This window comes from Sorangium sp. So ce302, from assembly GCF_051530145.1.
In the GTDB taxonomy this organism is placed as follows: Bacteria; Myxococcota_A; Polyangia; order Polyangiales; family Polyangiaceae; genus Sorangium; species Sorangium cellulosum_B.
Genome location: NZ_CP150326.1, coordinates 2,671,718 through 2,686,831, shown reverse-complemented (window position 1 = coordinate 2,686,831; position 15,114 = coordinate 2,671,718). Strand labels below are relative to the sequence as shown.

Genomic DNA, 15,114 nt, shown 5'->3' with positions numbered 1-15,114 from the left:
GGGCTCGATCCGTGAAGCTTCGCAACGAGACAAGGCACCCGGCGGTGCTCCTCAGGACGGCGTCGGCGCGCAGCGACGACCACATGCTGGGCTGCGCGATCGCGCGTCCCACCTTCCGGGTCGCCGGCGGCGCGCTCGTCGCCACGCCCGACGAGCCGTGGCCGATCTCGGGCGAGCCCGTCGCGACGGCGCTCGGCAAGATGCCGGGGGACAAGCCGTTCTACATGGGCGGGATCGACGTGCTGCTCGGCGGGAAGGTGCGCCAGCCCGGCGGCGCGGCGAGGCCGCGCCTCGACGTCGAGCTCGAGGTGGGCCGGGCCTTCCGGCGGCGGATCACCGTCTTCGGCGATCGCTCCTGGGTGCCCGGGGCCGGCGGCGCCCTGGTCCCGAGCGAGCCGGAGGCGTTCGTCTCGATGGAGCTCGACTACGGGCGCGCCTTCGGCGGGACCTGCCCCACCGACTACGGGCTCGACATGCCCTTCACGCCCAACCCGGCGGGGCGAGGGTTCTACCTCGACGCGAAGAGCGCGCTCGGGAAGCCGCTGCCCAACCTCGAGGACCCGAACCGGCTGCTCCGCTCGTTCGGCGACGCCCCCGATCCCGTCGGCCTGGGTTATTACCCGAGCGAGGGCGCGCTCCGCGTGAAGGCCGCGACGAGCGCTGCCGCGCCGGACCCGAGCCGGCTCACGCCCGACAGGGCGCCCGAATTCAAGGTGGGGCACAGGGACATCCTCCCGACGTTCTTCAACATGGGGCACCCGGGCATGATGATCGAGGCAGGCGGCGAGCCGAGGCCGGGCGACGGGATCCGGCTCACGCACGGCCTGCGCGGCGGGGATCTCGCGTTCGCGATGCCCGACCTGCGGATGCACATCCACGTGCAGCTCGAGGAGCGGGAGGTTGTCTTTCCCATGCACCTCGACCAGATAGGGATCGTCGCGGGGGAAGGGCGGGTTTTCTTCTCCCTCCGCTGCGTGTTCGAGTACCGCGTCCGCAAGGAGGAGCGGCGCACGGCGACGCTGTACGACGGGCCGCCGCCGGCGGTGATCCCGGGGAGCTACCGGATCGCGCACGACCGGTGAGGCCGGCGGTCGAGGCTCGTCTCGAGGCTCCAGAGGTGGCCGGTGTCACGGCGCAGCCTGACATGTGCGTTCGGGTCCGCTTCAGGACCCGACTCGATGATCACCAACGTCGCTCACGGCGGGCCCCCGCAGGGTCCGGGGCCGAGGTGCACGGCGATCGCGGAAATGGGCCATTTCGCCCCGATGTAACCTCGTTGTTCGCCGGCCGCCTGCGGTCGGCGGCACGCTCGGCGACGGAAGACCGAACGGCGCGCTTGCGGACGGCGATGCACCGGGCTAGGATGCCCCCCTCACGATCGTCCCTGGCCCTCTATAACGACGCTTTCCCTCTTCCCTCGCCCGTGAGGGAGATTGCAGCTCGCTCGGACGACTGGACGACGCACCGTGTGATCGCGCGGGAGTTCCGCGCCGCACGTCTCCGTTCGATCCGTCACGGCTTCGTCGGATGGCAGGCCGGGTCCGCCGCAGAGCGCACCAGAAGGCCGTAAAAGAGCAGGATGGCATGGGAAATCGTCTCTACGTAGGAAATCTTTCGTTCAACACCACCCGCGAGACCCTCGAGTCCGCGTTCGCCGCGGCCGGCGAGGTCCGTGAGATCGCGATGCCGACCGACCGCGAGACGGGGCAGCCGCGCGGCTTCGCGTTCGTGACCATGGGCACGGCCCAGGCCGTGAACAGCGCCATCTCGCAGCTGAACGGTGCCATGCTCGATGGCCGCGCGCTGAAGGTCAACGAAGCGCAGGAGCGTCCGGCGCGCGGCTTCGGCGGCGGCGGTCGCGACCGGTACTGATCACGGGCGCGGCGTGGCGGCGCTCGTGCGCCGCCACGCCTGCGCTTTCAGGACGCACCATGAGGTGCTGAAGAACGCGCCCGGAGGCGCCGAAAGGCCGGTTCGGCATGCAGAGACAGGGAGCATTGAAGCGGCAAAAGGAACGCGAAAGGCAAGAGAAGCAGCGCGAGAAAGACGCGAACCGTCTCGCGCGCCGCACGGGAAAGGGCTCCGCCGTCAGCGGGACGCCGGGAGAGGATCCGGACATCGCAGGGATCGTCCCGGGGCCTCAGCCTGCGGTCACCGAGTGAAGCGCGCAGCGCCGAGCCAGGGCGCCGAGCGCGCCCCGTCAGAGCCAGCAACCGACCAGAACGGCTCGGCGCTGGCGGCCGTGCGGCAACGATTCATCGAGCAGAGCGCCAACGCGCTGGGCCAGGCGTGGGCCAGGCGTTGGCGTCAAGACCTCCATCGAGAAGGCCGCCCCGCCGCCGGCGGATGGCCCGGCACGCTGCGTGAAGCACGAACTCAGGTGGAGATCACCCTTCCCGGGGAGCTGTGCCATCGCAAGATGCCCGCCATCACCGGCGTGGAGCGCGAGCTCGCCGCCCGGACCGCCTACTCAAGCGCGCGGGACGAGTGGCGAAGGCACACCGAGCCCGAAATCCCCTAGTCGGGTAGGCCGGGGTCCACTACCCCCCGGCCCTCCACAGATCCGGACGTGCGGAATTCCCGCATCAGGGCGAACGCCGGAGAGGCGTCGAGCGCACCTGGTCGAGCCTGAGATCCAGCCGGATCGAAAGGCGAATGCGCGTGAGTAGAGTTTGTTAGGCTGGTCGCATGATTCCAACGAAGAACAGTTGGCTGGTTCTCAGCCTCGTTGCGATCACCGCGAATTCGACGTCGGCGTGCACGATCGAGACCGCGTCGTCCACCGGCACATCGGGCACCTCCGGCAGCGCGGGCACGTCCGGCGGCGCGGGCACCTCCGGCGCCGGGGGTGCTGGTCCGAGCGGCTCCTCCGGCAGCACCGGCACATCGGGCGGCACGGGCGCTTCCGGCAGCGGTGGCTCGCCCACCGGCGCGGGTGCCCTCCCCGCCGGCACGTTCCTCTACGTGCGCGCCGAGACGGCCGATCACGATCATCTCATCGCGCGAGACTTCGCGACCGGCGCCGAGCGCGTGGTCACCGATCTGCGCGGCGACGGCAGTGAAGGTTGGGAGATCTGGGGCCACACCCTCTCGCCCGACCGCACCCGCATCGTCCTCGCTTCGCTCTACGGCCCCACCAAGGAAGACAACGACACCCGCCTCGCGACCCGTCGCCTCTGGAGCCTCGCCACCGACGGGACCGACTTCCGCCGCCTCACGCCGGTGTTTCCCAACGACGGCGAGGGCCGTACGAACTTCGAAATCTCGGTGGACGCACCGATGTTCACGGCCGACGGCACCGGCATTCTCTATGACTTTGGCAACTGGTGGTACGAGGGAACAAGCCTCCAAGGAGGCTCGTTCCCGTGGCGCGTGGCGGCGGGGGGTGGCTTGCCGGAGCCCTTCCCCACGGTGTTGAGCTGCACGGTGATAGAACCTTCGGTCAACCCGGCCACCGGCGAAATCCTCCTCATTCACAGCGTGTGCGTGAATTCGGAGGATCAGGGCATCTTTCTCTATCCGAGAGCGGGTGGCACCAGCCCCACGAAGCTCGTGGATGAGGGCTACGGCGCAGGCCAGGTGCGGCCCTCCCTCACGACGGCGAGCTGGCTCGGCGACGGAAGCGGCTTTGTCTTCGCCGGAACCATCGATATCCCGGCCGACGACACCACGGTAGCCACAAGCGCCCTCTTGGTCTACGACATGGCCACAGCCATGATGTCCCCCCTCGTGCTCGCCGAGCCCGGCACCTACATAGATAGCGTGACGATCGCTCCCGACGCGACGTCCCTCGTCTACTGCCTGCGCCATGACGACGTGACGGATCTCCACGCCATCGACCTCACGCAGGCCGAGCCCGAGGACAAGCCGATCACCACCGACGGCAAGAGCTGCTCCCCGGCCTTCTGAAGCGTCGCTGGCGACCTCGATCGCTGTCCGCGACCGATACCGGCTCGTGCATCGCGCAGCGAGCCGGCTTCTTTTACTTGCGCGCCGGGATGCGGAAGACGAATCCGCTCGTGCTCGGCGACGCGACGGGACCCGAGCCGACGTCGATGGAACCGTAGAAGGTGCCTGCGACCCAGAGCGTACCGCCGGGGGTGAGCGCCATGCCTTCGGAAGCGCCGGCGCTCGACGCGTAACGGTGGAGCGCCGTGACCTCCGAGGACGCGCTCGCGCGCAGCGCGAACGGGGTGTAGTCGAAGGTGACGAGATCGTCGTAGCGACCCGCCGCGTAGACGCCGCCGGCCATGTCGGGCGCGAGGCCGTACATCGTGCCGCTCGGCTCCGGCGTGATCACCCACTCGGCCGTCCCGCTCTCCGTGAGCTTCGCGACGAACGGCGTGCCCTCGAGGTCCGCGTCCACCGTCGTCCCGAGCACATCGCTCTCGCCGCTCACCGCGCCGGCGAGGAACGTGCCCTCACCGACGGCGATCTCGTTGCCCATGTCGAACTCCGGCCCGCCGAAGCGCAGCGCGAACCGGGCCTCCCCCGCGCTCGAGAAGCGGGCGACGAAGCCCATCATCGTCGAGCCTGCAGGCAGCGACAGCGCTGTGCCGTCGATGGTCAGCGCCCCGTCGGCGTAGCCCGTGATCGACACGTCGCCGCCCTCGTGGACGGCGATGCCGGCCACGGCGCTGCCGGCGCCGCCGGGGTTGTTGAACACCTTGGCCCAGGCGACGTCGCCGTCCGGCGTGAGCTTCAGGAGGAACGGGGACTCCCCATCCACCGCCAGGAGGCCGTCGCCAAAGTCGATGTCGTCGTCGACATAGCCACCCACGTACACATTGCCCGTGGCGTCGGTCGCGACCGCAAAGCAGCGATCCGCGGCCGTGGAGGCGAAGCGTTTCGCCCAGAGCACGCTGCCGTCGGCGTCGAGCTTGGCCACCATGGCGTCGGGATCATCCGTCGCGCCGGACAGCTTCGTGTCCCCGATCGTGACCTCGCCATAGAGCTCGCCCGCGATGAGCACATTGCCCGCTCGGTCGACGGTCACGGCCGTCGCCGAGGATTGCTGCGCCGTGACGATGGGCGCCGACCAGAGGAGCTCGCCCTCGGGATCGAGGCGGACGAGGAACGCTCCCAGCTTGGTGATCGTCTGGTCGCCCAGCTTGATCTCGCCGAACCCCTCGCCGCTCACGTAGGCGCCGTCGTCGTCGGCTCCGGCGATCGCGATGTGAAACACCATATTGGTCGTCTCCCCCGCCGGGTGGAGGAAGATGGCGTCAGGCGCGGCGAGATCGACGCCGACGCCCGCCCCTCCACCGGTCGCGTCGCCCCCGGCCCCCGCGCCGCCGCCGCCGGTGCCGGCGGCATCGCCGCCGCCGCCACCCGCACCGCCGCCACCGCCGCCCGAACCGCCGCCGCTGCCCGCGGTCGCCGCGGCGGCGCCCCCGGCTCCGCCTCCTCCCGGGCCGGACGGATCGCCGTTATCACCACACGCCGCGCACAGGAGCCCCAGAGTCAACCAGGCCAAGATTCTCATCCACGCACCGTAGACGAGCGGAGCCCGCCCTCGCGCGTCCTTTGCGCTCCGGCGCTCGACAGAGCACGTTTGCCGCGCCAGATATCGCTGAATTTTGTCAGCGAGGGTGAAGAACCAGGGACAGACGCGCACCGGTGCTCGATCTCGGTCTGTCGAGCGTCGCATCCGGCGCGTGCGTGAGGAGCGGGAACGGCTCGAGCCCTTGCAGCGCCGGGAAGTAGGACGCGCCGCGTCCCACGACGAGCAGCTTGAAGACCGAGTTCCCCACGAGCTCGGCGAAGGGGCGCGGGTCGTGGAGGGCGTCATCCATGAAGGCCTCGAAGCTGGGCAGGAGCGACACGGCCGTGGCGAGGGCGTCCGGTGCCAGGCGCCCTCCTCCGAAGAGCTCCGGATTGGCCAGCTCGCGGGCCGGCCGAGCGCGGGACCAGCGATCGAGAGCGGCGAGCGTGCCCTCCTCCTCGGCGGGCGCGACGCCCGGACACAGAAGCCGGCTCGGCGGCAAGGCACGGCAGGCGCGCTTCGAGCTCGGTGCGACTCCAGCCGGCGCTCGGTGAAGGTGCGCGCGTGCTCGAAGCAGGCCTGAGGCACGCGCGCCTCGCTGCGTCCGCCGACGCCCGCCTGGTCGATGCCGAGCGGCAGGACCAGGTGTGTAAGATGCTTGAATTATTGGAGTCTCGGAGTCGGGAGCGTGGAGCCAGAACCAAGCTCCAACGAATAGGCGTTTGCGGCACTGCGCCTGACCCGCAGCGGGGGCGAGGTCCCGGCGCGGTCCCGCAAACGCCTGTTCGTTCTGCCAACCCGGAGCACGTCCCGCGATTGGGGCTTGACGTCTCCGAAACGTTTGGATTTCCTTCTCCCGGATGGATATGACGACGCTCTCCCTCCCTCGGACGACGCTCGCCGATTCCGTGGATCAGGTCCTTCTCCGCGGCGCCCGCGCGGTCCTCGAACAGCAGCGGACCGACGGGGCCTGGCAGGGTTTCAACGACGCAGGCGTCGTCTTCACGAGCGTCGCCCTCGTGCACGAGCGCTGGCTCGGCGCGCTCGACGAGGAGGACGCCGCGCTCGGCGTGAAGCGCCTCCGCGCCGAGCAGCGCGACGACGGCTCCGTGCCGCCCTGGCCCAGAGCGCGCGCGGGCCAGCTCGACGCGACGTGCATGTGGTACGCGGGGATGCGCGCGGCCGGCGTCGATCCGGCGGATCCCGCGTTGAGCCGCGCGCGCTCGTTCATCACCTCCGAAGGCGGCTTTGGCCGGGCGAGCCTCTCGGCGCGCATCACCCTGGCGCTCGCGGGCGTGATCCCCGCAGACACGCTCCCCGATCCCGGCCTCGCGTTTCGCTTGTTGCCCGGCAGCGAGCGTTTGCTGGCCAAGGCCCTCGGTGTGAACACGCTCGTGTGGATCCACCTGGCGACGGCGGTCTTCGACCTCTTGCACCACGGCCCTGGCGAGGCGAAGGGGCACCCGATCCGAGCGCGCGGGCGGAGGAGCGCAATCGAGTACTTCACGAAGAGGCAAGATCCATCGTTTGGGCTCATGGGCGTGGGCCCAGCCACGCTCACCGCGGCCATCGTCCTCGCGGGCTTCGGCGTCCCGCGAGACGACCAGCGCATCCGCGGCGCGCTCGCCTGCTGCGATCAGCTCAAGCGGAGGACCGAGGCGGGGCTCGAGGTGAGCCCGTTCCTCAGTGATCACTGGGATACGGCGCAGCTCGTCCACGCGCTCGTGAAGAGCGGTATTCCGGCGTCGCACCCCGCGATCACCTCGGCGATCGGCTTCCTGGTGCGCGGGCGCGCGACGCAGCCCGGGCCCACGGACTGGCAGACACCTCCGCGCGGCGCGCCCAGGACGGGCGGTTGGGCGTACCAGCGAGGCAACGGGCGCAATCCCGATCTCGACAGCACGGCAGAGGTGCTCGCCGCGCTCGCGCTCGCGTCACCACGCCAGATGTTCGGAGACGTCATCCACGCAGGCGAGGCGTGGCTCGTGGCCATGCAGAACCCCGACGGCGGGTGGGGCTCGTTCTCGACCGGCCGCCCGGCAGCGCCGCCCGGCCCGCTCTACATCGATCCCGCGTCGCTCCCCGCGTCGCTGCGCCCGCGCACGCCGATCGGCCGCGCGCTGCGCCGCGCATGGATGCTGCAGGCCGAGGCGGGCGATCCCTCGAACGCCGACATCACGGGGCGCGTGCTCCGCGCCCTCGGCGCGCTTGGCCACGACGCGACGAGCCCGCCCGTCGCGCGGGCCATCGCGTTCCTGCGACGCCACCAGGTGCCGGAGCTCGGCGCGTTCTGGGGGCGGTGGGCCTGCAACTACCTCGCGGGTACGGCGTACGTCCTCGCCGGGCTCGGTGCCGTGGGGATCGATCACCGCGCGCCGTGGGTCACGCGCGCCGTCCAGTTCGCGCTGTCGCGACAGAACGCGGACGGCGGCTGGGGAGAGGACATCGCGAGCTACGCGGATCCCGCCGAGGCGGGCCGCGGCCCGTCGATGCCCACGCTCACAGGCAACGTCCTTCGCGGGCTCCTCGCCGTCGGTCTCCCGCGAACGCCGGAGCTCGATCGCGCGGCGAGCTTCCTCGTGGATCGCCAGGAGGCCGACGGCCGCTGGGTCGACGACAGCTGTTACACCGTGCTGTTCCCGCACGTCGCGTACGGCCGGAATCCGACGCTCCCGCTCTGCTTCGCCCTCGAAGGGCTGAGCGCGTGGCGGAGTGCTCGATAGCCCAGATCTCCGGAGAGCGGGGGAGTCGGCCGCGCGCGCCCGCGCGGAGAGGAGGAGTGTGCATTCATGACGACGAACCCGAGACCGATCGCGCGGCCCGCGGACTGGCCTGCTCCCGGGCCCATCGATCTCGACGTGCACGACCGGCCCCACGCCTCATCGGATCTCGAGTGGTGGTACGTGAACTCCTATCTGGAGACGGAGGGCGGCCGTCGCCTCGGCGTCTTCGCGGCGTTCTTCCGGCAGCGCGTCGCGGACTCGCGGCACGCGCACTTCGTGACCTGGGCCCTGACGGGAGAAGACGGAGGGTACGCCGCCACGGTCCGCGTCGACGACGCCACTCGCGAGCTGGCGCTCCTGAAGGTCGATCAAGCGAGGTCGCTCGACGAGCGGAGTCGCCGGGCGCTGCGCGAAATCCTCGCGCGCGGCGCCGTCCCTCTGCCGACGCGCCGCATCGACGGCGCTGCGCGCGTGGACGACGGCTCGCTCTCCTTGTCTTATGGCGCCGACAGCTTCAAGAAACGAGCCGACGGCGACTACGAGCTGACGCTGCGCGACGACCAGACGGATCTCCGCGTCGATCTCGTCTTCCACCCCGAAAAGCCCCCTGCACGGCAGGGCGATGACGGGGTGATCCGCGGAGCGGGCTCGGAGCAGATGTTCTATTACTTCATCCCGAGGTGCGCGGTCCGCGGGACGATCGCCGCGTCCGGGCGCGAGGAGGCCGTGGCGCGCGGGAGCGGCTGGTACGATCACGAGCTCGGCTTCGTCCCGGAGGGCTCGGCCGCCGGCGGCGAGAACGCGTGGACGTGGGCGTCGCTCCAGCTCGAGGACGGCACCGACGTGAGCATCTATCTGATCCGCCCGGCCGAGCGCGGGGGGTTCGTCGAGGATTGGGTGGTGGTGAGCGACGCGGCGGGGCGCGTGCGCCGCTCCCGGCGCGTGTCGATGCGCGTGGAGTCCGCGTGGCGGAGCTTGCGGACCTTCGTCGAGTATCCCGTTCAGATGACCTTCACCTGCGAGGAGCTCGATCTCGAGATCAGCGTCCGAGCGGTGCACGCGGATCAGGAGGTCGTCACCATCCTCTCCGAACCGTCGTTCTGGGAAGGGCAGGTGGTCGCCGCCGGCTCGCTCCGCGGCGCCGCCGTTCGCGGGCGTGGCTGGGTCGAGCTCCGCGGGTACGGCGCCCGGGATCTCGACGCATTCCTCCGCTCGGTGGGCGACGAGGTGCGGCGCGTGCTCGCCGAGACCATCCCCTCGCGCCCCGCGGAGGACCGCCTGCGAGCGCTCGTGACCGGCTCGCACGCGCGCCCGCGCGACGGCTTCGATCGCGCGACCTTCGAGGCGAAGCTGATCGCGCCCATCCGCGAGATCCTGGACCGCGGCGGCAAGACGTGGCGCTCGTTCGCGATCCTCGCGTGCGTCGAGCTCGTCGGCGGCGACGCGCGCCGCTTCCGTCACTGGCTGGCGGTGCCGGAGCTCATCCATACGGGCTCGCTCATCGTGGACGACGCCGAAGATCGCTCCGTCGTCCGGCGCGGCGGCCCGACCTGCCACCTGATGCACGGCGACGCGACGGCGATCAACGCGGGGACCGCCGCCTATTTTTTGGGCGAGCCGCCCGTCCATCGCGACGCCATCCCGGATCGCGACAAGCTGCGGGTCTACGCGCTCTACTTCGAGGCGATGCGCGCGGGGCACGCCGGACAGGCCCTGGATCTCGCCGGCCTCGCCCCGACGACGCTCGACGACGACGAGCTGGCGCGGCTCTCGAATCGCCTCCTCTCGATTCATCACCTGAAGAGCGCGGTGCCTCCGGCGTCGATGGCGCGGATCGGGGCGATCCTCGGCGGCGGATCGGACGCGCAGGTCGACGCCGTGGGCCGCTTCTTCGAGGCGCTCGGCCTCGCCTTCCAGATCGTCGACGACGTGCTGAACCTGCGCGGCTTCGCGGGCGACTTGAAGACCCGCGGCGAGGACGTGATGCACGGCAAGCTCACGCTCCCGATCCTCGACGCGCTCGGCTCGCTCCCGCGCGCCGATCGCGCGGCGCTCGCTCATGCGATCCTCGTGCGCCCGACCGAGGGCGACGAGGTGGGTCGTATCCTCTCGATCGTCGAGGCGGCAGGGGCCAACGAACGCTGCATGGCGCGCGCGCGCGCCATGGTCGAGGTGGCGTGGGCGGAGCTCGATCCGCTCGTTCCGGATTCCCAGGCGAAGATCGCCGTGCGCGCGTTCGCCTGGTACCTGCTGGAGCGGCACTACTGAGCGTGTGCGGCTCGGCTCACGCGACCCGGGCTCGACGCCGGCCGGTGTTCTGGGGTGAGTCGCCCGGGGGAAGGCGATGTGGGCGTCGACGGCGTGAAGCTCGACGTGGACGCAACCGGTGAGAGGGGCTTACGCGTCCAGGCGCCGCCCTTCTTCACCTCCCTCTTCCGTCCCTTCTCATATCCCGTGCCACGCGCCTCGCCGCCGCACGCCAGCCGCGCAGCGGCGCTGGCAGAGAAACTTACCGGGGCGAGAAGAAGGATGTCTCTGCTACCAGAAGGTTTGTTACGCTGGCGAGCACGATGGCCCGTGTTCTCCTCGCATGGATCGGGAAGACAGACCTCAGGGCGGCGTCGGGCGACGCCGCGGTCGGCGCAGGCCCCATCGCGCACGCCGTCGCCGAGCGCGGGTTCGACCACCTCGTCCTGCTGAACAACCATCCAGGAGAGGAGGTCGCGCCGTTCACGCGATGGCTCAGGAAGAAGACGAAGGCGAGCATCGTCCTCCGGCAGGAGACGCTCTCCACCCCGACGCACCACGCGGACATCTACCGCGCCGTCATGGAGGCTGTGGCCTGGTCGATCGAGCAGTACGGGAAGAGGGCCAAGCGGACCTTCCACCTGAGCGCGGGCACGCCGGCGATGGCGGCCATCTGGATCCTCGTCGCGAAGACGCGCTTCGAGGCGGAGCTCATCGAGTCATCGCCCCAGACCGGCGTCCAGACCGCCGACGTGCCCTTCGAGCTCGCCGCGGAGCTGATCCCCGCCGCGGTCCGCCGCACCGAGGAAGAGCTGGCCCGCCTCTCGGGCGGCTTCCGGCCCGATGAGCCGGGGTTCTCGGACATCGTCCACCGGAGCGAGGCGATGAAGCGGCTGCTCCACCGCGCGCGGCAGGCCGCCGGCACCGCGGCGCCCGTCCTCATCCATGGCGAGTCCGGGACCGGAAAGGAGCTCCTCGCCCGCGCCATCCACCAGGCGAGCCCACGCGCCGCGGGCCCGTTCGTGGCCGTCAACTGCGGCGCCCTGCCCCGGGAGCTCGTGGACTCCGAGTTCTTCGGGCACACCCGGGGCGCCTTCCCGGGCGCCGCCGCCGACCACCAGGGGCACCTCGGGCGCGCGACCGGCGGGACGCTCTTCCTCGACGAGGTCGGCGAGCTGCCGCCCGATGCGCAGGTGAAGCTGCTCCGCGCCCTCCAGGAGAAGAAGATCCGCCCCGTCGGCGGCAGGCAGGAGGTCCCCGTCGACGTGCGCATCATCGCCGCGACCAACAGAGATCTGATGCGTGAGGTCGGCCAGGGTCGATTCCACGAGGATCTCTTCTACCGCCTGGCCATCCTGGTCCTGCACACGCCGCCCCTCCGCGAACGCGAGGGCGACGTGGGCCTGCTGACCGACCAGTTCCTCGCCCGCCTCAACAACGAGGCGCGCCCCGGAGGCATCCCGAAGAAGCTCTCTCCCGCCGCAAGGAACCACCTGCTCCGTCACCCCTGGCCGGGGAACGTCCGGGAGCTCGAGGGGACCCTCTGGCGCGCCTTCGTCTGGGCGCACGGGCCGGTGATCGATGTCGTCGAGGTCCGCGAGGCGCTGTTCGTCCGCGAAGACACGCCGCGGGACGCGGTGCTGGGCCAGCCGCTCGGCGACGGCTTCAGCCTCGAGGAGACCATCGCCCACGTCGTCCGGCACTACCTGGAGCGGGCCATGAAGGAAGCGAACCACAACAAGACGCGCGCGGCGGCGCTCATCGGCTTCAGGAGCTACCAGCGCCTGAAACAGTGGCTGGACAAGTACGGGGTGGAGGCGTGATGGGACGGGCCGCGCTCGGCCGAATGGCGTGGTCTCCGCGATGGTGGGAGGAGGATTGGACGCTCTTCTGACTGTCTGCCGCTCTAGCCGTAGGTCGCAACGCCATTGGCGTAGGTGATCGTCCCTTTCTCCCCGAACTTGCGCCCATGGTTCGCGGCGTAGCCGGCATGATCGTCCGTGATGGTCACCGTGATCGTGCGGCTAGCGGACGCGGTGAGGAAGCGCTTGTGACAATCGTGGTACCGTTCGCCCGTGCACGGCCAACCGTTCATTTCTACGACGAGGTTTGCTGTACTACTGACGGAAGCGAGCATGATCTCTTCCGCGTGGTAATGACCGTCGCTCTCGTACGTCTTGCCTTTAACTGTCACTGAAATCGGCATGTTGCCCCTCCAAGACGCTTTCGCAATCGAAACGATGCCCGAGTCCTGCATTGTTTCGTCGCAGTGCAGAGGATCTCAGGCCGGGTTGCGAGCGTAAAGAGAATTCGAACCATGGTCTGTTCGGTGCAAGACTCGTGCGCCGACCCCTCCCGACGCCCGCTCGCCGCCCGGGGGCTCCGCCAGGCGGCCTATGCCGCGTCCACGATGCGAATTCCGGCCGCACTTGGGCGCTGGTTCTGGCCCGCTTGGTGTTGCCGGTCACCGTCGTCGATGCCGACGGCACACCTGGATCCAGCTCTTTGATGGTGGGGGGGACGGCTCGCCGCGGTGCGCTATTGTCGATACGTATGGCACCCCACGGCGATGGTGCCCGGGGCGGAAGTTTTCGTGGATTGACGCCTTGTGCCGGCTCGTAGCCTCATGGGGCCACCTGACGGCCCCCGGCACGGGAGCGCCTCGCTCGGCGCGGAGCCTTCCCCTCCTCCGCGGGCCATCCCTGCTCGCGCTGGTTCTCCGGGGGGAACAGGTGTCTCCTTCAGAGAGACAGGGGGCTCGGCAGCCCCCGTTCTCATCTCCGGAGATCGGGGGAGCGATAAGCCTCGTTTTCAGCACGAACGCGGGGGATCGTCGGCGGACGCGCGGCCTGCTCGCCGCGGCATGACGCTTGCGAAACCTCTCGCCGTACGCCTCGCTTCTCGGCGACAACGCCCCTTCGACCACCGAGCCATGCACGTCGTGCGTGGGCCGATTTCACCCAACGGAGATGAACATGACGTTCGATCGAACGATCGAGTCTGCTCGCGCCAAAGATCATGCGACCGGCAAATCGCTCCTCGTCTCTCGGCGCACGATCCTGGGTCTGCCGCTGCTGGCCGCGCCGGCGCTGCTCACAGGCTGCACCGCCGAGACGCTCCTCAGCGCCGGGTTCAATCAGGACACCGCATCTCAGCTGGCCGGACTCCTGGTGGGTGGAGCTACGCGCCGGACGTGGCGGCGTCGCTCATGATCCAGGCAAAGCGGTCGTCCACACCCGCGCTCCCGCCGCTCTCCTCGCGCTGATCGGACCACGAGAAGCGCTCGCTCACGCGCGCCTTCGCGCTCGCGTCGCCCCGCCAGGCGAACCGATCGCCGACCGCAGTCTTGCTGGTCTCGTCATCATCATCATCGTTGTCGCCCGTGTCCCCCACGGGGTCCCCGAGGTCGTCGTAAACACCGCTCCTGCTCCCGAGCGCGAACGGCCCGAAGCTGTACCCGTCCGAGGCCGCGTCGAGATCCCCGAGGTCGTGGTACTGCGCGTCGATGGAGCTGTAGACCTTGCCGCCGATCTTCTTCGAGTATTTGAACCCGTTCGCCAGGGCCGTGTACTTGAGGATGCTGCTCACCTTCCGCGACTGCAGGAGGTTCTGCTCGGTCACCTTCTTCCACGTCTTCACGGCGATGATCGTGTCCTTCGCCGACTTCGCCGCGGCGCCAAGGCTCTTCCCGAGCTTCTTCATGCGATCGGCGGCGCTCTCGCCGAGCTCCGCGGCGCCCTGCTTGAACGACTTCCACACGCTGCCGTCCGCGGCCTCCGCGAGCTCCTCGAGCAGCTCGTCGCTCTGCGATCGCAGCCGGCTGAGCGAGTCCGAGAAGCTCTCCGCCGCCTGCTTGCCCACCTTCGACGCGACGTCGTCGGCCGCCTCCTCGGCGGACTCCTTGAGGATCTTCGCGAGCGTCTCCTCGGCGCTCTCCCGCGCGAGGGCCTTGCCGGCCCGCTTGAAGAACGGCTGTGCGAGGTCCGCGCTCCTGGCGGCGGCCATCTTCGCGCCCTTCACCAGCCCCTTCCCCGCGGCCTTCGCGCCCTTCCACAGCTTGCCCGCGATCTGGCCGCCGAACTTCATCAGGATGTCCATCGCGATCTCGATCGCGATGTCGACGAGGCACGCGATGAAGTCGGTCCAGGTGAAGCCGGCCTTGGCGGTGCCCCAGACGATGGTGAAATCGAGCGGCAGGCTGACCGGGCTGTTGCACGCGAGGTGGAGCGAGAACGGCACGGTCTTGAACGGCGAGCACGCGAGATCGCAGGTCGTCTCGCCGAAGATAGGGTTATCGCATCCGATCGCGACCCCGCTCGTCCCCCAGACCGAGATGGAGCTCCCGAAGAGGATGGTCCAGGGCAAGAGCGGATTCCACCCCTGGACCACGTCCACGTGCGGGACGACGAGGCTCGCGTCGCTCCCCCGCCCCATCCAGTGCACGCCGTCGAGCTGTATCTCGTGCTTCTTCTGCTCCGACCAGAACGAGAAGAGGTGCGTGCCGCTGACGAGCCCCGTCTGGAAATGAGGCCAGTACTTCTGGGGCACGTAGGCCCCGGGCGGCGGCATCGGCCACCAGAACAGGGCCTCGTGCCACGAGAGGCCGAGGAACACGTTCCACCGCGTGACGGTCAGGCAGCCGTACGACATTGTCCGCGC

Annotated in this window: 13 protein-coding genes; 9 read left to right on the top strand and 4 right to left on the bottom strand. The window is 69.9% G+C overall.

The genetic code is table 11. The features are described from left to right. The first annotated feature begins 11 nt into the window (after positions 1–11). The 5 genes from WME73_RS10475 to WME73_RS10455 all read left to right on the top strand — a co-directional run bounded on the left by WME73_RS10475 (position 12) and on the right by WME73_RS10455 (position 3,909). Entirely contained in the window at positions 12–1,082 is a 1,071-nt protein-coding gene (locus WME73_RS10475; protein WP_437745328.1) for a DUF2169 domain-containing protein, read from the top strand. A gap of 445 nt (positions 1,083–1,527) precedes the next feature. Further along, the gene (locus WME73_RS10470) at positions 1,528–1,872 is read left to right on the top strand and encodes an RNA recognition motif domain-containing protein (protein ID WP_437745327.1); all 345 of its coding nucleotides are present in this window, start codon (positions 1,528–1,530) and stop codon (positions 1,870–1,872) included. Positions 1,873–1,979: 107 nt separating this feature from the next. Next, positions 1,980–2,162 (top strand): hypothetical protein, encoded by a 183-nt coding sequence (locus tag WME73_RS10465; RefSeq protein WP_437328622.1) that lies wholly within the window; start codon positions 1,980–1,982, stop codon positions 2,160–2,162. Then, positions 2,159–2,521, top strand: a complete 363-nt coding sequence (locus WME73_RS10460) for a hypothetical protein (protein WP_437745326.1) — start codon at positions 2,159–2,161, stop codon at positions 2,519–2,521. The genes WME73_RS10465 and WME73_RS10460 overlap by 4 nt, the downstream gene beginning before the upstream one ends. A 167-nt stretch (positions 2,522–2,688) precedes the next feature. Continuing rightward, positions 2,689–3,909 carry a hypothetical protein gene (locus tag WME73_RS10455; RefSeq protein ID WP_437915564.1) on the top strand — a complete coding sequence of 407 codons (1,221 nt, stop codon included), beginning with the start codon at positions 2,689–2,691 and terminating at the stop codon, positions 3,907–3,909. A 73-nt stretch (positions 3,910–3,982) separates the two neighbouring features. Here the strand turns inward: WME73_RS10455 and WME73_RS10450 are convergent, their stop codons facing one another. Next, positions 3,983–5,485 (bottom strand): hypothetical protein, encoded by a 1,503-nt coding sequence (locus WME73_RS10450; RefSeq protein WP_437915563.1) that lies wholly within the window; start codon positions 5,483–5,485, stop codon positions 3,983–3,985. Between the two features lie 97 nt (positions 5,486–5,582). Then, positions 5,583–5,987, bottom strand: coding sequence for a hypothetical protein (locus WME73_RS10445; protein WP_437915562.1), 405 nt, complete (start codon positions 5,985–5,987; stop codon positions 5,583–5,585). Between the two features lie 406 nt (positions 5,988–6,393). Between WME73_RS10445 and WME73_RS10440 the strand changes: the two genes are divergently transcribed. The 3 genes from WME73_RS10440 (at position 6,394) to WME73_RS10430 (ending at position 12,278) form a co-directional block, all read left to right on the top strand. After that, a complete protein-coding gene (locus tag WME73_RS10440; RefSeq protein WP_437915561.1) occupies positions 6,394–8,208 on the top strand; it encodes a hypothetical protein in 1,815 nt (604 codons plus the stop codon). A 66-nt stretch (positions 8,209–8,274) separates the two neighbouring features. Beyond that, the gene (locus tag WME73_RS10435; protein WP_437915560.1) at positions 8,275–10,476 is read left to right on the top strand and encodes a polyprenyl synthetase family protein; all 2,202 of its coding nucleotides are present in this window, start codon (positions 8,275–8,277) and stop codon (positions 10,474–10,476) included. A gap of 302 nt (positions 10,477–10,778) precedes the next feature. Next, positions 10,779–12,278, top strand: coding sequence for a sigma-54 interaction domain-containing protein (locus tag WME73_RS10430; protein ID WP_437915559.1), 1,500 nt, complete (start codon positions 10,779–10,781; stop codon positions 12,276–12,278). Between the two features lie 83 nt (positions 12,279–12,361). Here WME73_RS10430 and WME73_RS10425 read toward each other — a convergent pair whose 3' ends face one another. Further along, a complete protein-coding gene (locus WME73_RS10425) occupies positions 12,362–12,661 on the bottom strand; it encodes a hypothetical protein (RefSeq protein ID WP_437745320.1) in 300 nt (99 codons plus the stop codon). 769 nt (positions 12,662–13,430) lie between these two features. On the opposite strand from WME73_RS10425, the gene WME73_RS10420 reads away from it, so the two are divergent. After that, positions 13,431–13,667, top strand: coding sequence for a hypothetical protein (locus WME73_RS10420; protein ID WP_437915558.1), 237 nt, complete (start codon positions 13,431–13,433; stop codon positions 13,665–13,667). Here WME73_RS10420 and WME73_RS10415 read toward each other — a convergent pair. Further along, positions 13,636–15,105: a hypothetical protein gene (locus WME73_RS10415; RefSeq protein ID WP_437915557.1), complete on the bottom strand. Its 1,470-nt coding sequence runs from the start codon at positions 15,103–15,105 to the stop codon at positions 13,636–13,638. The two genes, WME73_RS10420 and WME73_RS10415, sit on opposite strands and share 32 nt — an antisense overlap. Between the last annotated feature and the right edge of the window lie 9 nt (positions 15,106–15,114).